This window comes from Candidatus Poriferisodalis sp., from assembly GCF_965221945.1.
GTDB lineage: Bacteria > Actinomycetota > Acidimicrobiia > Acidimicrobiales > Poriferisodalaceae > Poriferisodalis.
On the sequence record NZ_OZ244925.1, the window covers coordinates 114546 to 136847 of the forward strand.

The following is a 22302-nucleotide window of genomic DNA, read 5'->3' on the forward strand; positions in this document are numbered from 1 at the left end:
CACAACACCTCCACCACGTCGAACTTCGCGCGTGGCCCGAAGGGAGCGCGCGGGCAGGGCGCGCATGTGCGATTGCCGAGCGAGCGCCCGATCGTTCGATGACCGCGTGCGGCCTCGACGGCATCCGAGTCGTCGAGTTGGGGCAGATGGTCGCGGCACCCTGGACTGCGAAGCTGCTCGCCGATCTCGGAGCCGATGTCATCAAGGTCGAGCCGCCGGACGGCGACCCCGCACGCCGCCGTGGGCCGTACCGCCCCGACGCGGGCGACCAAGGTGACATCGGCGGGTTGTTCGCAGCAATCAACACGAACAAGCGCAGCGTGGTTGCCAACCTCTCGCATCCCGACGGCCGCTCGACGCTCGACAGATTGCTTGGGGACGCAGACCTGTTCATCCACGACCTAGCCCCGCGCGCAGCAGCAGAGCTCGACCTGATGCCAGAGTCGCTGCGGGCACAGCATCCGTCGCTGGTGACGACGTCGATAACGCCATTCGGGCAGACCGGGCCGTATGCCGACTGGCGGGCCGAAGAACTGCAGGTCGTCCACGGCGGCGGCTGGGGCTGGCTCGCTCCCGGCTGCGTGCAGGATCCTGAGTTGCCCCCGCTGAAACCGCACGGCCACCAGGCAGCGTTCCAATCCGGTTTCGCCGCGGCATGCGCCTCGCTTGCCGCCGTCGACCGGGCACAGCGCACCGGACACGGCGAGCACATCGACTTCGCCCAGATGTCCTACGTCGTCGGCATGCTGGAAGCGGCATTCATCATCTGGTCCTACACGGGCGAGATCCCCAGCCGTCTGGGTGCCCGCATCCTCAATCCCTGGGGGATATTCCCGGCCACCGACGGGCACATCTTCCTCGTGTGCGTCGAATCCGACCAGTGGGAGCGGCTGAAGGATCTGATGGGTCGGCCGGAGTGGGCCGATATGGACATCTTCGACACCGTCGAGGGCCGCTTCGAGAACGAAGACCTGCTGCGCATGTGGCTCGGCGAGTGGATCGCCGACCAGTCGGTGATGGAGCTGTTCCACCGGGGCCAGCGAGAGCGCCTGGCGTTCGCGCCCGTGAACACGGTTGCGCAGATGGCCGCCGATCCGCACCTGGCGGCCCGCGATTTCCTCGTGACGTACGTCCAGCCCGGTCTCGGGACGATCACGGTGCCCGGCCCGCCATCGCGGCTCACCAATCTGTGGTGGTCGATCCGCCGACCGGCTCCAGCGCTCGGCGAGCACGACGGCATCGAATTCGCTGCGAACGGGCGTGACGAGACGACCGCAGCAGCGGTTCGAGCCGATGGCTCCCCGGCGGCTGGCACCTTGGTGACCGGCCGTCCGCTCGAGGGCGTCACGGTCGCGGATTTCAGCTGGGTTTGGGCGGGGCCATATTGCACGCTGCACCTGGCGCATCTGGGCGCGACCGTCATCAAGATCGAATCGTCGGCTCGGCCGGACTTGGGTCGCAGACTCCCGACCTATTCGGTGCATCACGATCCGACGCTCGACACCAACGGGTACTTCAACCAGTACGGGCAGGGCAAGAAGAGCATCACCATCGACATGGGCACGGCGCAGGGGCGTGCGTTGGCAAAGCGTCTGGCGCTGAGCTGTGACCTCGTGGTGTCGAACTACGCGACCGGCGTTATGGACGAGTGGGGTCTCGGCTACGAATCGCTTGCAGCGGAGCGTCCGGATGTGATCGTGGGCGCCGTCAGCGGGTACGGCCACCACGGGCCGTACAAGTCGTACATGGGTTACGGGCCGACGACCGGACCGCTGTCAGGCCTGGCATCCATGACCGGTTATCCCGGCGGTGACGCAGACGAGCTCGGTGTGTCGCTCGGCGACCCCGCAGCAGGCATCGCCACCGCGTACGCGCTCGTGGCAGCGCTGGTGGCGCGGCGCCGCACCGGCGAGGGGCAGTTCATCGACACCTCCATGTGGGAGGCCACCACGGCGTGCACCGCTGAGGGCTGGATGGAATGGGTGCTGCGGGGCTCCCAGCCCGAACCGATGGGCAACCTGGATCCGTTGTGGTCGCCGCACAACCTGTACCGCTGCGCCGGCGACGATGACTGGGTCGCCATCTGCTGTGTCGACGAGACCGAGTGGGCGGCTTTGACGGCCCGCACGGGCATCGACCCCGCCGACGAACGTTTCACGACAGCTGTCGATCGCAAGGCCAATGAGTCCGAGCTGGACAAGCTCATCGGCGCTTGGACTCGCGAGCGTGACCAGTGGGACGTCACCGAGCTCTTGCAGGCCGCTGGCGTACACGCGTTCCCGTCACTCAGCGTCCGATCGCTCGAAGAGAACCCGCACCTGGCTGAGCGGGGACTCATCGAACGTCTGGATCATCCTGCCGTCGGCCAGATGAGCCACATCGGCATCCCGTGGCTCCTGACTGAGGGCACCAACGGCGTGCAAGCGCCCGCTCCGACGCTGGGCCAGCACACGCACGAAGTGCTCACCGACGTGCTCGGACTCAGCGGAGCCGAGATTGATGCCCTCGAGAAGGCAGGCACCCTCCGCTGAGCCAGCCGTTTCATTACCGCGAATCGCTAGCACCGCTACTTGTAACGCTATTGAGCAATTTTGCTCAATAGCATTTGTTTAGGATATTCAGAGTACAGATCTCTTGAAATTAGAGTCTCAAACAACTGAAAATCCGATTACAAGTGCAGATGATCCGGTGGCAGCACGGAAAACTCACACGCCGACGAATACATGGAGCGTGTCGTAGACAGCGAGGTCGCCGATGCGCTGTCGTACTCGCCGGCGGTGCTCGTCGAGGGGCCACGGGGCTGTGGCAAGACGAGGACCGGCCGCCGATTCGCTGCCAGCGAGGTGTTTCTCGACGGGTCAGAGGCAATGCGTTTGGCAGCGGAGGTCGATCCGGCTTCGATCTTGGAGGGGCCCGAGCCCCGGCTGCTCGACGAGTGGCAGCTGGTTCGTGCCATCTGGAACCCGATGCGTCATGCGTGCGACCGACGCGGGGGGTTCGGGCACTTCCTGCTCACGGGGTCTCAGAATCCACCCGATGACAGCACCGAGCATTCCGGAGCAGGACGCATCGCACGTGTGCGGATGCGACCACTCTCGCTATGGGAGTCAGGTGACTCGATAGGACAGATATCCCTCGCGGACCTGCTTGACGGTGGCCGTTGCGTAGCTGCTGATGTTGGATTGACCATCTCCGACATCGCTGGATTGATCTGTCGAGGCGGTTGGCCTGGCATGGTCCAAATGCCCCCTCAGGCAGCTCAAGCCCGTCTGCGTGACTATCTCGGCAACATCGCACGCGTCGACATCTCGAGGGTCGCGGGAATCAGACGTAATCCCAGATTGGCAGCTGGTCTACTCGTCTCGCTCGCACGCAACGAAGCCACCTCGGCCACCTACTCGACGCTGCGGACCGATCTCTCCGCGGGCGGCAGCGCACCTGCCGACTCGACGCTGCGGGCGTATCTCGACGAGTTGGCGCGGCTCTTCGTCATTGAACCACTGGATGCGTGGTCGGTGCATCTCCGGTCGTCGAATCGACTGCGGCGCACTCCGAAGCGCTACTTCACCGACCCGGCGCTCGCCGTTGCTGCGCTGGCATCGTCGCCGGCTGCTGTCAGTCGTGACTTCAGGTCGATGGGATTGCTGTTCGAGTCCATGGCGGTCCGCGATCTTCGCGTCTATGCGCAGTCAGCAGGCGGACACGTCTATTACTACGGCGATCACGGCGGCCTCGAAGCCGATGCCGTGGTCGAAGGACTCGACGGTCGCTGGGCCGCCATTGAGGTCAAGCTCGGCGGTGCTGCGGCCGTGAGCGAGGCAATGGAATCGCTGAGGGCCGTGCGGTCGCGTGTCGACACCTCTCGCCGTGGCGAACCTGCGCGGCTGATCATCGTGACAGCGTTCGGACCCGGCTACCAGACCGCCGACGGCATAGCGGTAGTGCCGCTCACGGCACTGGCACCATGACGCAGACGTTGGCCCGGGAATCTGGTGGTTCGGGTTCCGAATTGCGGTGAAGCGCTATTTCGGCCAGTCGGACAGGGCGACGAGATCGAAGACTGCGCCGGCAGGGTCGGCCACGGTGGCCACGCGACCGGGACCCCAGTCGTTGGGGGGCATGAGCACTGTGCCGCCGTTCGCCGTGGCGGCCTCGCAGGCGGCGTCGACGTCGGTCACGCCGAAGCTCGCCTTCCAGTGCGGCGGCACCCCTGGCGGCAGGGATGCCGAGGTGCTCGCGACCGGTGCTCCGTCCAGCGTGAAGATCGTGGGCGAGTCGGGTACGCCCTCCATCGTTCCGGCAGCCCAGCCGAACAGCTCGCAGTAGAACGCCTCGGCGGCATCGTTGTCGTGCGTGGAGACCTCGGCCCAGGTGAACGCCCCGGGAGCGTTCACGATCCCGGCCCCGATGGCAGCCAGCGGCTTCCAGGTGCAGAACACCGCACCGGTCGGGTCGGCGGCGATCACCATGCGTCCAGCGGCGTCCGGCCCGGGCTCTGGCACGTCGACGGCCGGTCCCATGACCGCCCCGCCAGCGGCCGTGACTTGCTGAGCGAACTCGTCAGCATCGGCCACGGTGATGTAGACGTTCCAGCAGGGCGGCACGCCTTCGTTGCGCATCTCGGGAGGCATGTCGAACACACCGGCGGCGGGATGCCCGTCGACGACCGCCATGACGTAGTTGATCTCGCCAGTGGGATCTCGCTCGTATTCCCAGCCGAGCACCGCTCGGTAAAAGTCGAGCGCGCCCTCGACATCGGTCGTGGCCAGATCAACCCACGAGGGCGTCCCGACCGGATGGCTGTCTCGCAATGACATGTCGCTACTCCCCTGCGGCAATCGGCCTAAGTGCCCGGCGCATGGCGAGGGCCGTGAGTTCTTGGGCTTCGGTGGCTTGTTCTAGGAAGCGGGTCATGCCGAAGAAACCGTGAAACTGACCCGGGTACTCGATGAGCGTGGTGGGCACCTGCGCCTCAGCGAGCCTCTGGGCATATTTGACCCCTTCGTCGCGCAGCGGGTCGTGGCCGGCCACGATGACGAATGCCGGCGCTGCTCCAGACGGGTCGCCGACCGCGAGCGGGGCCGCATAGGGATTCTGGCGTTCCGTCAATGGACAATAGAGGTCGTCGAACCACGCCATCGTTTCGCGGGTCAGCAGGTAGCCCTCGGCGTTGGCGATCATCGAATGGGTGTCGCGGTCGAAATCGGTGACGGGGTAGATGAGCACCTGCAGAGCAGGCTGGCCACAGGCGTCGCCGTTCGCAGCGGCGTCGCGGCACATAAGTGCCACAGCTGCCGCGAGGTTGCCCCCGGCGCTGTCGCCGCCGATTGCGACGCGCTGCGGGTCGACGCCCAGATCGGCAGCGTTGTCGATCACCCACTGCGTGGCGGCGCAGCAGTCATTCGGTCCCGCCGGGAATGGATCCTCAGGAGCGAGGCGGTAGTCCACCGACACGGTCACGACCCCGGCCAGCATGGTGAGGGAGCGGCACGTCAGGTCGTGGGTCTCGATACTGCCGACGACCCAGCCGCCCCCGTGGAAGTACACGAGGCAGCCAAGCGTGCCGTTCTCGCCCGCTGTCTCGGCGCCGTCACCAGGTCGGTAGATGCGCACCGCAATGTCGTTGCCGTCAGGCCCGGGGATCGTCCGATCCTGCGTGGCTGCAACGTCGACCTCGACGCCAGAGGGCGGCAGCTCCTCGAAGCCCCTGCGGGCACGTTCGGGGCCGACGTCTTGAAACGTCGGTCGGTCCAGAGCGTTGAGCTGGGCGATGACACGGGAAGCTTCAAGTTCGAGAGTCACGGCGCGCAGCATATGTGTACGGTTCGCGGCCGTGCAGCGGTGGCGAAACGGCATTCGTCTGCAGGTTCGCCGTGCCCCGCTGGCGTACGCTGAAGCGGGCACAGTCGCCTGCTAGAGCGGCTGCAACATCGGGGGCACGGCATGGGTGATCTGCTGATTTCGGGCGGAACGTTGATCGACGGAACAGGCGCCGAGCCGCGCCGGGCCGACGTGCTCATCTCCGACGGCGTGGTCGCCGAGATCGGCGAGAGCCCCGGCGAGCTGGCCGGCCGCCGTGTCGACCGCACGGTCGACGCCGAAGGCCACGCCGTGACGCCCGGGTTCATCGACGTGCACACCCACATGGACGCGCAGATCGCCTGGGATCCGATGGGCGAGAGTTCGTGCTTCCACGGCGTCACCACTGCTGTGATGGGCAACTGCGGCTTCACCCTGGCACCTGCCCGGCCTGATGCCCGTCACCTCGTCGTGCGCAACCTCGAACGAGCCGAGGACATCTCCGCCGAAGCCATGGCGGCGGGCATCGACTGGACCTGGGAGACCTTCCCCGAGTACCTGGACTTCGTCGAGGCCACACCGAAGGGCATCAACTACGCCGGCTACATGGGCCACTCGGCGCTTCGGACCTGGGCAATGGGCGAGGCGGCGTTCGATCGTGGCGCCGACGATGACGAGCTTGCGCTGATGCTGCAGCAGTTGCGTGACTCGTTGCGTGCCGGCGCAATCGGCTTCACCACGTCCATCTCGTACAACCACGAGACCGCCGACGACCGCCCGGTTGCCTCACGGTTGGCGGAATGGTCGGAGATCGATGCGCTGGTCAGCGAGATGGGCGTCATGGGCGCTGGCATCTTCGAGCTGGCGAACCATAGCGACCTGCGCTCGCGAGATGCCGAGCGGAACGACGCCTACGTCGCCAAGCTCGTCGAGCTGGGTGCCCGTACCCGTGTCCCGATCACCTACGGCATGCTGGCCCCCTCGAGCGCGGACCATCACTGGAAGCCGGTGATCAAGCTGCTGGACGGCATCAACGCTGCTGGCGGCATCTCGTGGGGTCAGGCGCACACCCGCCACCTCGGCACCCTGCTGTCGTTCCGCACAACGCTGCCGTTCGACGCGCTGCCGCTGTGGCGAGAGATGCGCGCGGGCTCACGGGGCGAGCAGTGGTCTGCGCTTCGAGACCCCGAGACTCGAACTCGCCTCGTCGACGAGGCTGAGAATGGTGACTACGGGAGGGCCCTCGGCCCGGAGGCCCGCAAGCCCGTCTGGTCGCACATCTATCCGCTGACGCGACCGTTGCCGCCGTTCCGCACGATTGACGTGATTGCAGCAGAACGGGGCGTGACCCCGATGAATGCGTTCGTCGACCTTGCTCTCGACAGCGACTTGGAGCTGTTCTTCGTCCAGGCAATAGCCAACCAGGACCAGGACCTGGTGCTGCGTTTGCTGAAGCACCCCAGAGCCATTCCCACCTTCTCCGACAGCGGGGCGCATGTCACCCAGATCATGGACTCGTCGCTGCAGACCCACCTGCTGGGCCACTGGGTTCGCGACCGCCAGGAGTTCACGCTGACCGACGCGGTGCGCCGCATCACGCAGCTGCCCGCTGCGGCCTGGGGCTTCGATGACCGTGGCGTGCTGGCCGTCGGCAAGGCGGCAGACGTGAACGTGTTCGACCCCGAAACGGTCTCGCCGGACATGCCCGAGCTGGTGCACGATCTGCCCGCGGGAGCGCCCCGCCTTCGTCAGACCGCCACGGGATTTGCTGCCACCATCGTCAACGGCGAGATCATCACTGAGCACGGCAAGGTGACGGGCGCCGTGCCGGGTCGCCTGCTGCGCGGTCCACTGGCTCGCTGAGCCGTCCCGCTAGCAGCTCAGCCGGCCGGTTTCGGTCGCGAGTCGGCCGAGTTGAGGCTCTCTCGCTTCTCTAAGACACCGGGGTTAGGACGGTTGCCGACGTACGCGCTGCCATAGTTGGGCTCGCTGAGCCAATCGATTCCGGCAAAGATGCCGACGAGGTCCTGCTGGGCCTCCTTCCAGGCGGCGACGAGCCGGTCCTCGGCCTCGTAGTCGAACGGATCGCCCAACCGCTGCTCGAGAGTCCCGCCGCGTTCGAGCGGGTTCTCGGCCAGCCACCGTGCCGCTGCCCGCCAAGCCTCCACCGGTGCCAGCACGTCCCGGTAGCCGAGATCCCGCACGGTCGGCCCGATGTCGAGCACTCGGTGGGTTGTAGACCAACTGCCCACCAGCGGCCGTGCCGGCGCTGCGAGGTTGTACGGCAGCGACACCAGCTCCCAGCTGTGACCGAGTTCGTCCGCGACGACCTCGGCGATCTGTGCAATCGACAACGCAGAGGAATCAGCCACGTTGTAGGTGCCGCCGCGAGCGGCCGCAGGCGCGTCGCAGGCCAGCAGCGTGGCGTGGGCGGCGTTGCCGATCCAACCCTGGCTTTTCACCGTCAGGCCGCCATCGGCCACGACCAGGTACGGCCGCCGGTCGAGCGCCCGCCGCACCAGCGGCCACTCGCGCGGCAGCGGCTGGCGGGGCCCGTACAGCTGCGGGTAGCGCAGGTGAATGGCGTGCGGATGGTGCTCGAAGACGGCCTCCTCAGTGACCCGAATCATCCGCAGCTTGCGGAACTCCTCCCCATCGCCGACCAGCGGTGCATCATGTGCCAACGGCACCGTCATGCCGAGAGGGAACAGGTCGTCTGGACTGCCGAAGCCCCGGTACACACCCACACCGCCGATCGACACGAAGTGGCCGCAGCGGTCCGCAAGCAACGATGCGAGCACCCGCAGACGCCCGTACATGACGACGGCCAGATCGAAATCCTCGCCGTCCACCGCATCGCGGACAGCCTCGCCATCGAACGGGTCGGTATGGATGTGGCGGACTTCGGGGCCGATCAAGGGGGTCTCGTGCCTGCCCGTGTGCAGGATGGTCACCTCGAAGCCGCGTTCGATGAGCCCGTTGACGACGAGCGGGCCGGTGGGCCCGGTGCCGCCCACAACGAGCGCTGTCTGCCGTGCGGTCACCGGGTCATTGTGTCTGTTCTCAGCAGCGACGTGCAGCGGCAACGCAGCGACCGGCTCCATCTCTTGTTGCCCGCTCTTGTTCGCTGCGCTCACGGGCCGCTCGGGCCACGGCTTCGCCGCTACTCGGCTCAGCCTCTCGGTGATGTAATGCTGCTACGCGACGTGTAGCTTCGTACCGACCACATTCCGCATTGACACGATGAGACCAGGGGGATGTTGTGGCGACCAAGGCTGGAGAGCGTCTGGACTTCGACGGTGGTGTGCAGGTCATCGTCACCAAGGGTGGCGAGGCTGAGATATCCGCGTCTGACGGCGGCGAGGGACTGAAGGTCGGCAAGCGCTACCAGGACGAAGATTCCGGTATCGAGGTGCTCGTCACCAAGCCGGGCGCAGTGACCTTGCAGTGCGATGGCAAGGACATGGCGCTGCAGGAGCCGAAGAAGACCAAGTCGGCCGATTGAGGCCGATAGTTGGACGCGGGGCCGACTGAGGCCGACTGAGGCCGTATCGGGCAACCTGCGCCGGCCACCCAAGGGGGTGGTGGCACCCTGAACCGCATCGAACACACCTTGGACGGCGGCAAACTCGACCGCGTCGCAGCGCGTGCGCTCGCCGAGCTCTGCGCGTCGGTGCGTGAGGCACGTGAACCGGCTGTGCTGGTCCTGCGCAACGAACCCGGCACTGACTTCTGTTCGGGCATCAGCTTCGATCCGCTCGAACCCCAGCTCGATCCGGCAGCAGCGCTGGCAGCAGTGAGGAGCCCGGTGATCTGCGCCATCAGCGGCGCTTGCTACGGACCCGGACTCGAGATTGCGCTCGCCAGCGATATCCGTCTGTGCGATCAGACCGCTCGCTTTACAATGCGCGACGCCGTCGATGGCCGGCTCCCGTCCTGGGGAGGCACGCAGCGCCTGCCTCGCGCGGTCGGGGGATCCCGGGCCAGTGCGATGTTGCTGCTGGGAAGCGAGATTGACGCACCGACGGCGCTGACGTGGGGCCTGACGCATGCGGTGGAAGAAGATCTGGACGGAGCCGTCGAGCGCTGGCTTGACGAGCTGGCGGGTGCAGGCCCGCTGGCGCTCGAATTCGCCAAGGAAGCCGTCCACCGGGGTTCGGAGCTTCCCCTCGCCGACGGCCTCCGTCTCGAAGGCGACCTGAATCACCAACTGGCCGCTACCGAAGACCGGGCCGAGGGCCTCGCCGCATTCTTCGACAAACGCCCGCCCGACTTCGCCGGGCGTTAGCCACGCGAAGCATCAGACTCAGTGCAGGGCGTTAGCCATGCGAAGCATCAGACTCAGTGCAGGGCGTTAGCCATGCGAAGCATCAGACTCAGTGCAGGGCGTTAGCCATGCGATGCATCAGACTCAGCGCAGGGCGATGAGCGACTGGCTGCCACCGGGTCTGTTCGCGTACGGATCTGAGTTGGCCGCGGCCATTGACGGCCGACTGGGTCGCACGATGGTGGGAGACGGGCAAGCGTGGATCGACCTGCCTCGCCGGCTCCGTACTGCCGATGTGCCGAGCGTCCCCGTGCCATGGGGCGGTGGGGCACTTTGCGTCGACCTCGGTCCCGACGACGTCGAGACATGGGAAGGCTTTGCCGAGGTGCACCGGGACGAGCCTGACCCCGAAGCCGTAGCCGTTGCCGCGCAGGAATGGCGCTTGCCGGTCACGCCCTATCGCCGGTTGCACGCAGCATCTAGCGGCCAGCTCGCGGCCCCCGCTGTCAACGAGCCAATTGGCACGACCAGCATCGACGGAGCGAAGGTGGTGGATCTGACCTCGATGTGGGCTGGCCCGCTGTGCACCGAGCTTCTCGGTCGCGCGGGTGCTGAGGTCCACAAGGTCACTTCCGCAGCCCGACCCGATGGCTTGGCAGGCACACCGATGCACGCAGAGCTGAACGCCCACAAGACCGTGGTTGACCTGGATCTGCGGCTCGCAGCAGACCGACGCTCCCTCGACCAGTTGCTGGCGTCCGCCGAGCTGCTGGTTACCTCGCTGTCGCCGCGGGCGCTTGCCAATCTCGACCTGCTGCCCGAGCAGCTCTGTGTCCGGCACTCCCGCTTGCGCACCATGGCAATCACCGCATTCGAGCCGGACGCGCCTGAATGTGACTGGATTGCGTACGGCACAGGTGTGCATGCCTCGGCGGGTCTGGGCTGGCTGGACGACGAGCCGCGGGCGCCCGCGTACTCCTATCCCGATCCGCTCGCCGGACTTCACGCCGCAGCACGCGCGGTGGATCAGCTAGCCGGCACCGCACCACCGCACCAGCGGGTGTCGCTCGCAGGTGCGGTGGCACCGCTGGCGGCCCGGGCAGCGTGCGCCCTGACCAGGGACGCCCGGACCGATGGGAACAGTCATGGCTGAAGGGGTCCGGCTGGTCTTCGGCCATGACGGTGTGGCCACGATCACGCTGTGCCATCCGCCGCTCAACATTTACGACCTCGAGATGCGAGACGGGCTGATCGAGGCGATCTCGGCTGTTCGCGACGTGCCAGATGTGCGCTGCGTGGTGCTCGCCGCCGAGGGCAAGCACTTCAGCGTCGGTGCCGACCTGTCTGAGTTCGGCACGGCAGAGTCCATCCTTGACGCAAGAAGAATCCGTTGGGACCGCGATCCGTGGCTGCTGCTGCTGCATCTGCCGGTGCCGACGCTGTGTGCTCTGCATGGCTACGCGCTCGGCTCGGGCTTGGAGATGTCGCTGCTCTGCGACCTTCGCATTGCTAGCGCCGACACGGTCTTGGGCTTGCCGGAGGTGAAGTTCGGCATGCTCCCCGCGGCGGGGGGCACCCAAAGCCTGACCACCGCGATCGGACCGGCTGCAGCACTGCCGCTGGTGCTCAGCGGCCGAAACATCGACGCCGTCGAGGCTCATCGTCTCGGCATCGTCTGCGAGGTCGTGCCGCCCGACGATCTCAATGGTCGGACCGCTGAATTGGCGAGCGAGCTTGCGCGCCTCGACCCTCTCACTGCACGGGCACTCCGTCGCTGCCTACGCGCCGCCAACGATCTTCCGCTCGATCACGGCCTCGCCACCGAGCGCCGCTGGGCCCGCCTCGTTGCCGCTGGCACAGACGCCTGAGGGACAATAACCCTGCTAGTGCTCTTGACTGCCGCTCATCGTCACGCCACCTGAGCGCGCGAGGCAGCCTGCATGGATGCCTGCTTCCAGGCGCGTGCGAGGGCTCATGAGTAGTATCGCGATATCATGATCTCATGACAAGACAGACGACGGTCCGGCTGCCGGACGATCTGGCGCAGGAAGCTGAGGTCGTCGCCCGCGTCCAGGGTTCGAGCATGAATCAGCTCATTGTCGACTCGTTGCGCGCCGAGATTGGCCGCGTACGCGCAGACGACGATTTCACTTCCACGGCGAAACGTCTGCTTGAGAGAGATCGCGAGCTGCTTGAGCGGCTCGCAAGGTGACCCGGTATCTCAGCATCGCTGAGTACCTCTGGCTCGCCGAGCAGGTCACTGGAATTCAGGCTGAAGAGCTATCCAGGTCTGCCCGCATCGAATTGGCGGATTCGGCGCTGCACGCCCCGCAAGCGAGCTTCGGCGGGACGGATTTCTACCCGGACTTGATGAACAAAGCAGCGGTGCTCTGCTGGCGCTTGGCACGCAACCATCCGCTGCCAGATGGCAACAAGCGAGCAGCTTGGGCAGCACTTGTCATGTTCATCGATCTCAATGGCGGTCGCTGGGATCCCGATCCACCCGATGTCGACGACGCAGAACAGACAATGCTCGCCGTGGCAGCTGGGGACATCGACGAAGACTCCCTCGCTGCATGGCTCCGCGAGCGAGTCACATTCTCCTAAGGGGCTGCGCGGGGGTCACGGAGTGCGAGATGGGCGCTGCGCTCAGCGGGAGACGATGCAGAACTCGGAGCCTTCCGGGTCGGCCATGACGGTGGCGCGGAAGCCGAGGTGACCGTCAGGTTCGGTCTCGGTGCTGGCCGGTACCAGCACGGTCGCGCCGAGCACCACCAGGCGGGCCACCTCGCTGTCCATGTCACCGGTGAACAGGTCCAGATGCGCCCGCAGTTTCGCCGTCTTGGCCTCGGGCACCCGCTGGATCGTCAGGTGGTTGAGCATGCGAGCGCTCCCGCCTCCGTCGGACAGGGTGATGTAGGGACGGCCGTTGCCGACGCGTTGCGCGAATCCAAGGGCGGCCTGCCAGAAGTCGGCGATTCGCTCCGGATCGGCGCAGTCAATCGTCACGCCAATGGCCCGCAGCTGCGAGCCCGTTTCAGTGGCGTTGTCGGTGGTATCGGGGGCCGATTCGCTCATGGCCGCGGACGCTACTGGACGCGTTCGGTGCCGTCCGCGGCCGGCTTGGCGGGGTCGCAGACGAATCGGATCGCGGGAATCTCGATGTCCTCAAGCGACACCGAACAGCTCACGACCCAGTACGGATCGAGCAGCCGCTGACCCCAGGCCTCAGCATCGAATGCATCGATACGGGCGGCCAGTCGCTCCACGCGGGACGGCATGTGATGTGTCTCGACCTGGACGAGCCGCAGCCCCAGCGGGGTGTGCGCCAAGTTCATCGAACCGACGTGCTGAAGGTCGCCAACCGACAGCGGATCGGGATCGAGGGCGCTCACCGCGAGCATCGGCCCAGCGCCGTTTCGACGTGCCGCGCCGTCACCCGCGCCGCCGCTCGAGGCCACCGTCAGGTCGACTCCGTCGTAGTGGCGCCGCAACGCCACTTCGGCGCGCTGTGCGGGGAATCCGAGTTGAGACCGCAAGCCTGCGACGGCGTCGTCCGTGGTAGCTGCTGCACCGATACAGAACGTTCGGGCGCGGGCACCGCTGCGGCACACGACCCGAACGGATACGGCACTGAACGCCCCCCATGGTGAGTCGCCCACATCCCAGGCGAGCAGTGACATTGCGGGCGGCACGATGGGGTGCAGTGCTGGCGGCAGGACTTCCTCGCGGGCGCCGCGCCGCAACTCGGCGACCAGCGAGAGACCGGTGACACCGCCCAGCGTGATGGGTTCGCTGCCGAACGACTCGATTTCCGCTGCGTCTGCAGCCAACTCGTCGACCGACGCAGTTCCCGAGATCATCGGCTCGCCCCGGTGGAGGTCGTTGACGAGGTGGCCGCATTCGATTGGCCGACGACGGGAACGGTGGTCGGCGTCAACACTGGCTGTGCCCGTTCGGCCGGGGTTTGGAACTGCGGGATGACCTCGGTCGCGAACAGTCGCAGGCTGTCGAGTACCTGCTCTTGGGGGATCATTTCCATGGCGTTGAGCAGGAAGTTGATGCCGGTCACGCCGACGTCCTCCCACTTGCGGATGGTCCGTACGAGGTGGTCGGGATCGCCGATGCCGACGCCTTCGGGCAGGCCCTTGGCTGCGCTCGGGTCGTCGGCCGCAGCGGCGTTGTTCGGGGCAGCGCGGCTGCGCAGCGCAGCGCCCGCGTTACCGAGTGTCTGGTAGGCCCTCGTCGGGTACGCCTCCCTCGTGAAATACAGGTGCGCGTTGGACATGCTGAACGCGCCCACCATCGGGAGGCCTAGCGCGGCGGCCTGCCGGTAGTCCTCGTGGCAGTACAGGAAGTTGAGCGTGTGGACCTGGTCGTTCACGAAGCTGCCGACCGGATCGCAGTTGGCAACCCGGCGGTAGTACTCGACGGTGCGGCGCTCCTGTTCCGCGAACGGTGCGGCGCTCACGCCGAGACAGCCCAAGCCGCGCTCAGCCGCGTCCAGCTCGGTGCCGGGAGTCGTGACCGTCATCCACATCGGCGGGTGCGGCTCCTGGAACGGCTTGGGGATGACGTTGCGCGCCGGCATCTCGAAGCGTGCGCCCTCCCAGCCGAAGTCATCGCTGGTCCACATCTGCGGGATCACCCGCACGAACTCGTCCCAGGTCTTCTTGGTGTCGTCGGGGTCGGCACAGAATCCGCCCAGCTCGGTCCACGTGCTCGATCGGGCGGTTCCCAGCTCGAGGCGGCCGTTCGAGATGATGTCGAGCGCCGCCGCCCGTTCGGCGACGCGAATCGGGCTGTTCATCTCCGGCACGCAGACCACAGCGCCATGGCCGACTCGGATGCGTTGCGTCTGTGCCGCCACCGCGGTGAGGAACACCTCCGGAGCAGGGCAGTGGGAATACTCCTCCAAGAAGTGGTGCTCCACTGCCCAGACGTGGTCGAAGCCCAGCTCGTCGGCCAGACGGCACTGCTCCAGCGCGTTGTGGTACGTCAACCACTCATTGGCTCGGCTGAACGGGCGCGGCACCGACAGCTCGTAGAAGATCCCGAACTTCATCGCGCAGTTCTAGCCCACCAACGTCGGTCGCCGTCGGGGCCTGTGGCCGACTCGGCGAGCGCGTCGTCGTGGCCGTTGCCTGCCGAGCCGCTCGAGTTCTCGGTGACGAGAACTATGTCAACGAGATCATCAACGGCGCCCACGCAAGGGGTCAACGGCTGCGATTGCTCAGCAATCAGAACCCGTGGCACGAATCCGGCTCGGTGCCAGCGGTGCTCGCTCCGCCGACAGAACGCCCGCTGGCGCGGGTGCTGTGGCGCCGGACGATCGAAGACGGCTTGCTGCGATGGCATGTCATCTTGGGCCCGCGCCGCGTCGGCAAGACCACGGTGATGTACCAGACAGTTGCTCGACTGCTTGCCGCTGGCATCGAGCGGTATCGCATCTGGTGGCTGCGTCTCGGTCATCCGCTGCTGATGGATGTCGCTCTCGGCGACCTGGTGCGAAGCGTGACTGCATTAGCACAGTGCTGCAGCGCGGCTTGGCACCGTTGCGATATCCGCGTGAGGCCGGCCACCTCATCGAGAACATGGCAGCCGCATCGTTGTGGTATGTGCGGCGATCTTTGGTAGCAGTTGCTACAGTTTGAATCTGCTCTAAGGACTGTCGCCGCTCATCGAGTAGCCGTATTCACGGGGAACCGTTCTTCGGTTTGGAGGAAGTGTGAGGCATCGTGTGCGCGGCCTAGGTGAGGGTTGCACCGGGAGGTCTAGGTCCGGCCTCGCAGGACGCACGACCTCGTCTGCCGCTCTTGCGGTCAAGGGCGCGTTTGTGGCCGTCGTTCTCGTCGGCGTCCTGTTGCCCCACCCGGCAAGCGCTCAGTCGTCGCCGTCGGTAGCGCTCACCCTCTCGTCCAGCCAAGCGGCGCCGGGCACGGCCATCGCCGTCACGATGTCGTTCGCGGGCTTGGAGGCTGATTCCGACGGCTCCGACATCGACTACGTCTTCCGGGTTGACGTGGTCGGGGCCGACGAGTGCGAGGACCAGGCCGGAGGCCAAGGACTGGGCGTCGACCGCTACATGTACAAGGTGGACGAGGACCCCGAAGTCCGCACCGGGACTGTCTCCGCCGACTGCCCGGCCGGCGACTACGCCATCAAGGCTGTCATAGCGTCGGCGGCGAACGTGGAACTGGCATCGGCCAGCGCGAGCTTCACCATTGGCGAGACCGCCGCTGATGAGGAAGCCCCCCCCCCCCCTGAGGGCGAGGCGTGTTCTGAGAGCGGCGATGGCCCAACGCCGACGACAGTGGAGGTTGAGGCCGTTCCCATAGTGGTCGAGTCCACCGCGCAGGAGTACTTCGTGCTCTACGTGCTGCACGATCTGGACGGCAGCGAGGTGGAGGTTCCGGTCTCGGTGACGCGCGGGGCGGCGGGCACGACCACCCTCGCCGAGAACATCGCGGCGCTTCCCAAGGAGCGCTACCGGGTCAGGAAGTTCTTCGTCGCCGACCCGGCCGACGTCGACGGCGACTGCATCGACGACATCACCGAACTCGCAGACCCAGTGGGCATGAACCCGGTGAACCCCGCCGCCGCTGTCGGATTCAACGACGGCGCCGTGATCGTTCCCGATCGGAGCACACTCGAGAGGATCGCCGGCCAGTACCTCAAGTTCATTCTGCTCGGCATGGACACCGACAACCCGCGTCTCTACTTCATGAACAGCAGGACGCATCCGCTGCATGGTTCGTTCCTGAGTACGTTAGGCCTCGAGGAGGGCAGCGGGTTTGTCGGCGGCTTGATCTCACATCACTCGGAAGTCGTTGGTCCTCATGGCAGTCCCGGCGTCTACAGCTACTTCCTGGTTCCCAGGCAACCCTTCAGCGTTGTGGATCGCATTCATACGATCCTCGCGGCCAACATGCCGCTGCTTGAGGACGATCTGGTCCATTACATGTCGAACCACGCACTGGTGAACGTTCAGCACGAGTTGGCGTCCTATGAGGCGTCCCGAATCGGGCGAGTGTTCGAACGAGACATCTACCCGTCGCGCTTGCTCTCGTTGAACCCGGGTGAAGGGTATGGCTATCTGCGGGTGATGGAACCCGGCCAGCGTCCCAATCCCCGCGATGTGGTGATCTACAAGGCACTGCCCAACGAGCTTCCCCGCGTCGCCGGCATCATCACCACCGTCCCCCAGACGCCCTTGTCGCATGTGAACCTACGCGCCGTTCAGCACGGCGTTCCCAACGCCTACGTGCGCGGAGTCCTCGAAGACAACGACATCAAGGGTCTCATCGGCGGCTACGTCCGCTATGAGGTGACTGCGGACGGATACTCGATCCGCAAGGCCACCCGCGCGGAGGTCGATGCTCACTTCGCGTCCTCGCGACCCGCCGTGAAGCAGTCGCCGCAACGGGACTTGTCGGTCACTGAGATCAAGCCTCTCAGTGCGGTCGGCTTCGACGACTGGGAGGCCTTCGGCGTCAAGGCGGCCAATGTGGCCGTGCTGGGGACGCTGGGCTTTCCGGCGGGAACGGTCCCCGATGGCTTTGCGGTCCCATTCTATTTCTACGACGAGTTCATGAAGCACAACGGCTTCTACGACGACATCGAAGAGATGCTGGCCGACTCCGATTTCCAAACGGACTACGCCACCCAGGAGTCCAAGCTCAAGAAGCTGCGCAAAGCCATCAAGAAGGGGGAGACGCCCCAATGGATCGTCGACGCTCTGACCGACATGCACGCGGAGTTTCCCGCGGGGACCTCGCTGCGCTACCGATCCAGCACCAATAACGAGGACCTACCCGGGTTCAACGGCGCAGGGCTGTATGACTCCAAGACCCAGCATGCCGACGAGACCGAAGAAGATGGCATCGACAAGTCCCTCAAGCAGGTGTACGCCAGCCTGTGGAACTTCCGGGCCTTCGTCGAACGCGATTTCCATCGCGTCGATCACCTGGCGGCGGCGATGGGGGTCCTGGTCCATCCCAACTATTCCGACGAGTTGGCCAACGGCGTCGCCGTCAGCTTCGACCCCGTCCGCGGCAGGTCCGACAGATATTACGTCAACACTCAGATCGGCGAGGATCTGGTCACTAATCCCGAGGCACACTCGACGCCAGAGGAGGTATTGCTGTATTCCGGGGGAGGGTTCACCATCCTGGCGATCTCCAACCAGGCGGAACCAGGGCAACTCCTCATGACCCAAGTCCAACTGGATCAGTTGCGCCGGCACCTCACCACGATCCACAATAAGTTCGACAATCTGTACAACCCGGCATCCGGTGAGTCGTTCGCCATGGAGATCGAGTTCAAGATCACCAGCGCGAACATCCTGGCGATCAAGCAGGCCCGCCCGTGGGTGTTCGGCCCAGCCGAGGCGTCCGGCAGCTCGGGAACTGTGGCCCTGTCGTTGGCGCAGCCCCGGGTCGGTGCCGTCCTGAGCGCCGCCCTCACCGACCCGGACAGCGTCGCGGGCGTCGCCGCCTGGGAATGGCACCGCTCTCCGTACGGCCAGGTTGGCTGGGTGCTCATCGACGGCGCGACGTCGGCCGCCTATACACCGGTGACGGCCGATGTTGGCAGCTATCTGAGGGCCACCGCCTCCTACACCGACGGGCAAGGCAACAGCAAGAGCGCAGAACGCGTATCGGACAATGTGGTGCAGGGGCTGCCCGTGGTCACTATCGACTCGGTGACCGCTGGCGACGGCTCGCTCACCGTTGCCTGGACCGCTCCGTCGTCGACTGCCGCCGCCATCACTGCTTACGACTTGCGCCACATCGAGTCCTCCGCCGACAAGGACGACGGCAACTGGACAGTGGTGGAGGACGTCTGGACTTCCGGCTCGGGCAGCCTTGAGCACACCGTGACCGGCCTGACCAACGGCGTCAGCTATGACGTGCAGGTGCGGGAGGTATTCGCCGACGGCGATGGTGCCTGGTCTGCCTCCGCCCGCGCTGCGCCTGCCTCCACAGGGCCAGAGGTAGCGATCGGCCTTTCGCCGTCGGGCACGGTGGAACCGGGCACGGAGGTCGCCGTCACGATGTCGTTCGCGGGCTTGGAGGCGGATTCCGACGGCTCCGACATCGATTACGTCTTCCGGGCTGACGTGGTCGGGGCCGACGAGTGCGAGGTTCGCGACGGAGGCTATGGCCTAGGCGTCGATCGCTACATGTACAGGGTGGACGACGATCCGGAAATCCGAACGGGTGCCGTCTCTGCCGACTGTCCGGCGGGCGACTACACCGTCCGGGCGAGCATCTCCTCGCCTGACAACGTGGAACTGGCGTCGGCAACTGCCGACTTCACAGTCGGCGTCCCGGCGGAAAAGCAGCCGCCGCCTGAGCCGCTGTCGGAGGATGCGGCGCTGAGCGGTCTGTCATTGAGCGACGTGGATTTCGGCGGGTTTGACCCGGCCACCACCGGGTACTCCGCCAGCGTCGCCAACGACGTGGAGGAGACCACCGTCACGGCCACGACGAATGACGGCGGAGCCGTCCATGTGGTCAAGCTGGACGGCGCGCCCGACGCTGACGGGACGGTGTCGCTGGCGGTGGGCAGCAACGCGATCGCGGTGGAGGTCACCGCCGCCGACGGCCAGACCACCCGCACCTACACCGTCACGGTCACCCGCGCCGCGCCTGCCTCCACAGGGCCAGAGGTAGCGATCGGCCTTTCGCCGTCGGGCACGGTGGAACCGGGCACGGAGGTCGCCGTCACGATGTCGTTCGCGGGCTTGGAGGCGGATTCCGACGGCTCCGACATCGATTACGTCTTCCGGGCTGACGTGGTCGGGGCCGACGAGTGCGAGGTTCGGGACGGAGGCTATGGCCTGGGCGTCGATCGCTACATGTACAGGGTGGACGATGATCCGGAAATCCGAACGGGCGCCGTCTCTGCCGACTGCCCGGCGGGCGACTACACCGTCCGGGCGAGCATCTCCTCGCCTGACAACGTGGAACTGGCGTCGGCAACTGCCGACTTCACAGTCGGCGTCCCGGCGGAAAAGCAGCCGCCGCCTCTGTCCACGGACGCCACTCTGAGCGGGCTGGCACTCAGCGGGGTGGACATCGGTGTTTTCGACCCGGCCGCCACGCGGTACTCCGCCGACGTCGCCAACGATGTCTCGGAAACGACGGTGACACCCACGGTGAGCGACGACGGGGCGTCCTATGTGGTCGAGCTGGACGGCGCGCCCGACGGTGACGGGACGGTGTCGCTGGCGGTGGGCAGCAACGTGATTGCGGTGGAGGTCACCGCCGCCGACGGCCAGACCACCCGCACCTACACCGTGACGGTCACCCGCGCCGCGCCGCCTGAGCCGAAACCCATCACCCCGCCCGGCCTGGTTCTGTCAGAGACTTCGGTGAAGGTGCACGAGGACGGCACCGCCACCATTGAGGTGAGATTGGCTACGGAACCATCGGCAGCAGTGACGATGACCATCGCATCCGCTGACACCGCCGTAGCGACCGCCAGCCCCGCAACCCTGACCTTCGGCACCACCAGCTGGAGCACCGCTCGCACCGTCACCATCGCCGGTACCGACGACACCAACACCAGCGACGACAGCACCACCATCACGCTTACCGCCACCGGCGGCGATTACGACACCGTGACAGCAGACGTCGCGGTGACCGTCACCGACGACGACCCGTCGTCGTTCTCTGCGGCTGACGCTGCCGCGTACGTCGCAATACGGGAAGAGCTTGCTGTTGAAATGGCGGGCCCGGCCGGGTATCCGTCCGGGTCGGGGTACGGGTCGCGTTTCTATGCGTATCTCTACAAGCGTTTCGCGGACGAGTTGCGGCAGGTGCACGGCCTCCATCCGGACATTCCGCTAGGCGAGACCAGCCCCAACTCGCTGCCTGACCCGGCCGCCCACGATGGCGAAGATAGACTGCGAAACGCCATAGACGCCCTAGCGGTGGCGGCTGGCCTGTCTCAAGACCTGATAGACGCCGCCGAGGAAGAATGAGCGTCCTCGCTGTTGTGGTCGGTTTGCGAGCGCCGGGCCGTGCCGTCGAGAAGGGTCGTGGCAGTGAGCTGCGTCAGATGTCGATGCGGTAGAGCTCGGCCGCGTTGAGGGACATGATGCGCTCGACGTCGTCGAGAGGAATGCCTTCCAGCGCCTTGACCAGGTCGTGGTCGTCGCGGGGGTACAGGCAGGTGGGGTGGGGGAAGTCGGTTTCGAACATCAGCGATTGGGCGCCGACGTACTCGAGCGTCGGCCGGACCGTGGAGCGCTCGAACCAGAAGCAGCCGTAGAACTGCCGCCGGAAGTAGTCGGAGGGCAGCATCGACAACTCGGCCAGCTCGTTGGGGGCCGTTTCGTGCATCTGATGGTCGAGCACTTCGAGGAAGAACGGCAGCCCGCCCACTCCGCTCTCGACGGACACGAACTTCACTTCTGGGTAGCGCTCGGGCACGCCGGTGTAGATCATGTTGCCGACGACTCGGGCGTTGCCCATGAACAGGTTGGCCGAACCCACCGCCAGGCGCCGCTCGGGTCCGAACGACGGCCACGGTGCCTTGCCGTAGTAGTCGAGGTTCCCCTTGGACGAGCCGATGTGGAAGTTGACCGGCATCCGCAGGTCCGAGCAGACCTGCCACACAGGGTCCCAATGCGGCATCGCCATGTCGGGCAGGCCCGCCTCCTCGGGATTCGAGCACGTCACGATGCCTCGCAGGCCGTTTGCGTGGCAGCGCTCGATCTCTCTCACTGCGGCGTCGAGATCCCACCACGGCAGCAACGCCATGCCGAACACTCGCTGGCCGCTGGCCTCTTGGAACTCGGCGAGGGCGTCGTTGTAGATCTCAACCGAGATGAGTCGCAGCGCATCGTCGGGCGACTTCAGGAAGTTCTGATTCCCGAAGCCGGCCACGTTCGGGTACATGATCTGCGCTTCGAGACCGAGCTCATCGAGCATGGCAACCCGAGCCTGCGCGTCGTAGCTGGCGCGGTGGACCATCTCGTTGTCGAAGTCGAAGAACACCGTGCCGGTGACCTTCTGGCCGTCGGGATCGACGACCGACGATGCGATGGGCAGCCCGATGGGGATGGCGTCGTCGAACCACCAGCGGCGCTTGCCGTCGCGCTCGGTCATCCGCGGGACACGGTCGCGGTATTTCGCAGGCGCTCGTGACGTCCACAGGTCATACGGCTCGGACCAGTGGCTGTCGATGTCGATGATCTTCAGATCGTCGAGGATCGTGCCGCTCAT

Annotated in this window: 18 protein-coding genes; 11 read left to right on the forward strand and 7 right to left on the reverse strand. The window is 66.0% G+C overall.

Going from position 1 to position 22302, the window contains the following annotated elements; translation table 11 throughout:
- Positions 1-98 precede the first annotated feature (98 nt).
- Positions 99-2531 carry a CaiB/BaiF CoA transferase family protein gene (locus tag ACOQPH_RS00550; protein WP_420622821.1) on the forward strand — a complete coding sequence of 811 codons (2433 nt, stop codon included), beginning with the start codon at positions 99-101 and terminating at the stop codon, positions 2529-2531.
- A 192-nt stretch (positions 2532-2723) separates the two neighbouring features.
- Positions 2724-3968 (forward strand): ATP-binding protein, encoded by a 1245-nt coding sequence (locus tag ACOQPH_RS00555; protein ID WP_420622822.1) that lies wholly within the window; start codon positions 2724-2726, stop codon positions 3966-3968.
- A 54-nt stretch (positions 3969-4022) separates the two neighbouring features.
- Here the strand turns inward: ACOQPH_RS00555 and ACOQPH_RS00560 are convergent, their stop codons facing one another.
- Positions 4023-4817, reverse strand: coding sequence for a VOC family protein (locus ACOQPH_RS00560; RefSeq protein ID WP_420622823.1), 795 nt, complete (start codon positions 4815-4817; stop codon positions 4023-4025).
- Between the two features lie 4 nt (positions 4818-4821).
- Positions 4822-5802 carry an alpha/beta hydrolase gene (locus ACOQPH_RS00565; RefSeq protein WP_420622824.1) on the reverse strand — a complete coding sequence of 327 codons (981 nt, stop codon included), beginning with the start codon at positions 5800-5802 and terminating at the stop codon, positions 4822-4824.
- A gap of 141 nt (positions 5803-5943) precedes the next feature.
- Here ACOQPH_RS00565 and ACOQPH_RS00570 point away from each other — a divergent pair, with 141 nt between their 5' ends.
- Positions 5944-7662, forward strand: a complete 1719-nt coding sequence (locus ACOQPH_RS00570) for an N-acyl-D-amino-acid deacylase family protein (protein WP_420622825.1) — start codon at positions 5944-5946, stop codon at positions 7660-7662.
- A gap of 17 nt (positions 7663-7679) precedes the next feature.
- On the opposite strand, the gene ACOQPH_RS00575 is transcribed toward ACOQPH_RS00570, so the two are convergent.
- Entirely contained in the window at positions 7680-8843 is a 1164-nt protein-coding gene (locus ACOQPH_RS00575; RefSeq protein WP_420622826.1) for a hypothetical protein, read from the reverse strand.
- 218 nt (positions 8844-9061) lie between these two features.
- Between ACOQPH_RS00575 and ACOQPH_RS00580 the strand changes: the two genes are divergently transcribed.
- The 6 genes from ACOQPH_RS00580 (at position 9062) to ACOQPH_RS00605 (ending at position 12673) form a co-directional block, all read left to right on the forward strand.
- Entirely contained in the window at positions 9062-9304 is a 243-nt protein-coding gene (locus ACOQPH_RS00580; RefSeq protein ID WP_420622827.1) for a hypothetical protein, read from the forward strand.
- A gap of 108 nt (positions 9305-9412) precedes the next feature.
- Positions 9413-10087, forward strand: coding sequence for an enoyl-CoA hydratase/isomerase family protein (locus ACOQPH_RS00585; protein ID WP_420622828.1), 675 nt, complete (start codon positions 9413-9415; stop codon positions 10085-10087).
- Positions 10088-10223: 136 nt separating this feature from the next.
- Positions 10224-11219, forward strand: coding sequence for a CoA transferase (locus tag ACOQPH_RS00590; protein WP_420622829.1), 996 nt, complete (start codon positions 10224-10226; stop codon positions 11217-11219).
- Positions 11212-11934: an enoyl-CoA hydratase/isomerase family protein gene (locus ACOQPH_RS00595; RefSeq protein ID WP_420622830.1), complete on the forward strand. Its 723-nt coding sequence runs from the start codon at positions 11212-11214 to the stop codon at positions 11932-11934. The genes ACOQPH_RS00590 and ACOQPH_RS00595 overlap by 8 nt, the downstream gene beginning before the upstream one ends.
- Positions 11935-12068: 134 nt before the next feature.
- Positions 12069-12278, forward strand: a complete 210-nt coding sequence (locus tag ACOQPH_RS00600) for a hypothetical protein (protein ID WP_419551964.1) — start codon at positions 12069-12071, stop codon at positions 12276-12278.
- Positions 12275-12673 carry a type II toxin-antitoxin system death-on-curing family toxin gene (locus ACOQPH_RS00605; protein WP_420622831.1) on the forward strand — a complete coding sequence of 133 codons (399 nt, stop codon included), beginning with the start codon at positions 12275-12277 and terminating at the stop codon, positions 12671-12673. Before ACOQPH_RS00600 ends, ACOQPH_RS00605 begins: the two co-directional genes overlap by 4 nt.
- A 42-nt stretch (positions 12674-12715) precedes the next feature.
- On the opposite strand, the gene ACOQPH_RS00610 is transcribed toward ACOQPH_RS00605, so the two are convergent.
- From ACOQPH_RS00610 to ACOQPH_RS00620, 3 genes are read right to left on the reverse strand one after another with little or no spacing between them, the layout of a single operon-like run.
- Positions 12716-13144, reverse strand: a complete 429-nt coding sequence (locus tag ACOQPH_RS00610; RefSeq protein WP_420622832.1) for a VOC family protein — start codon at positions 13142-13144, stop codon at positions 12716-12718.
- Positions 13145-13155: 11 nt separating this feature from the next.
- Positions 13156-13929, reverse strand: coding sequence for a hypothetical protein (locus tag ACOQPH_RS00615; protein WP_420622833.1), 774 nt, complete (start codon positions 13927-13929; stop codon positions 13156-13158).
- Complete coding sequence (locus tag ACOQPH_RS00620; protein ID WP_420622834.1) at positions 13926-15131, reverse strand: LLM class flavin-dependent oxidoreductase; 1206 nt, start codon at positions 15129-15131, stop codon at positions 13926-13928. The genes ACOQPH_RS00615 and ACOQPH_RS00620 overlap by 4 nt, the downstream gene beginning before the upstream one ends.
- Positions 15132-15199: 68 nt before the next feature.
- Between ACOQPH_RS00620 and ACOQPH_RS00625 the strand changes: the two genes are divergently transcribed.
- Positions 15200-15703, forward strand: coding sequence for a hypothetical protein (locus tag ACOQPH_RS00625; RefSeq protein WP_420622835.1), 504 nt, complete (start codon positions 15200-15202; stop codon positions 15701-15703).
- Positions 15704-15902: 199 nt separating this feature from the next.
- Positions 15903-21056 (forward strand): cadherin-like beta sandwich domain-containing protein, encoded by a 5154-nt coding sequence (locus ACOQPH_RS00630; protein ID WP_420622836.1) that lies wholly within the window; start codon positions 15903-15905, stop codon positions 21054-21056.
- 73 nt (positions 21057-21129) lie between these two features.
- Here ACOQPH_RS00630 and ACOQPH_RS00635 read toward each other — a convergent pair whose 3' ends face one another.
- A complete protein-coding gene (locus ACOQPH_RS00635) occupies positions 21130-22302 on the reverse strand; it encodes an amidohydrolase family protein (protein ID WP_420622837.1) in 1173 nt (390 codons plus the stop codon).

What these genes read in the sequence shown, in the direction of transcription:
- ACOQPH_RS00595 (WP_420622830.1), top strand. Translation starts at nt 11,212, where the DNA reads ATGGCTGAAGGGGTCCGGCTGGTCTTCGGCCATGACGGTGTGGCCACG.
- ACOQPH_RS00600 (WP_419551964.1), top strand. Translation starts at nt 12,069, where the DNA reads ATGACAAGACAGACGACGGTCCGGCTGCCGGACGATCTGGCGCAGGAA.
- ACOQPH_RS00610 (WP_420622832.1), bottom strand. Translation starts at nt 13,144, where the DNA reads ATGAGCGAATCGGCCCCCGATACCACCGACAACGCCACTGAAACGGGC.
- ACOQPH_RS00570 (WP_420622825.1), top strand. Translation starts at nt 5,944, where the DNA reads ATGGGTGATCTGCTGATTTCGGGCGGAACGTTGATCGACGGAACAGGC.
- ACOQPH_RS00560 (WP_420622823.1), bottom strand. Translation starts at nt 4,817, where the DNA reads ATGTCATTGCGAGACAGCCATCCGGTCGGGACGCCCTCGTGGGTTGAT.
- ACOQPH_RS00550 (WP_420622821.1), top strand. Translation starts at nt 99, where the DNA reads ATGACCGCGTGCGGCCTCGACGGCATCCGAGTCGTCGAGTTGGGGCAG.
- ACOQPH_RS00590 (WP_420622829.1), top strand. Translation starts at nt 10,224, where the DNA reads ATGAGCGACTGGCTGCCACCGGGTCTGTTCGCGTACGGATCTGAGTTG.
- ACOQPH_RS00555 (WP_420622822.1), top strand. Translation starts at nt 2,724, where the DNA reads ATGGAGCGTGTCGTAGACAGCGAGGTCGCCGATGCGCTGTCGTACTCG.
- ACOQPH_RS00615 (WP_420622833.1), bottom strand. Translation starts at nt 13,929, where the DNA reads ATGATCTCGGGAACTGCGTCGGTCGACGAGTTGGCTGCAGACGCAGCG.
- ACOQPH_RS00620 (WP_420622834.1), bottom strand. Translation starts at nt 15,131, where the DNA reads ATGAAGTTCGGGATCTTCTACGAGCTGTCGGTGCCGCGCCCGTTCAGC.
- ACOQPH_RS00635 (WP_420622837.1), bottom strand. Translation starts at nt 22,302, where the DNA reads ATGAGCGGCACGATCCTCGACGATCTGAAGATCATCGACATCGACAGC.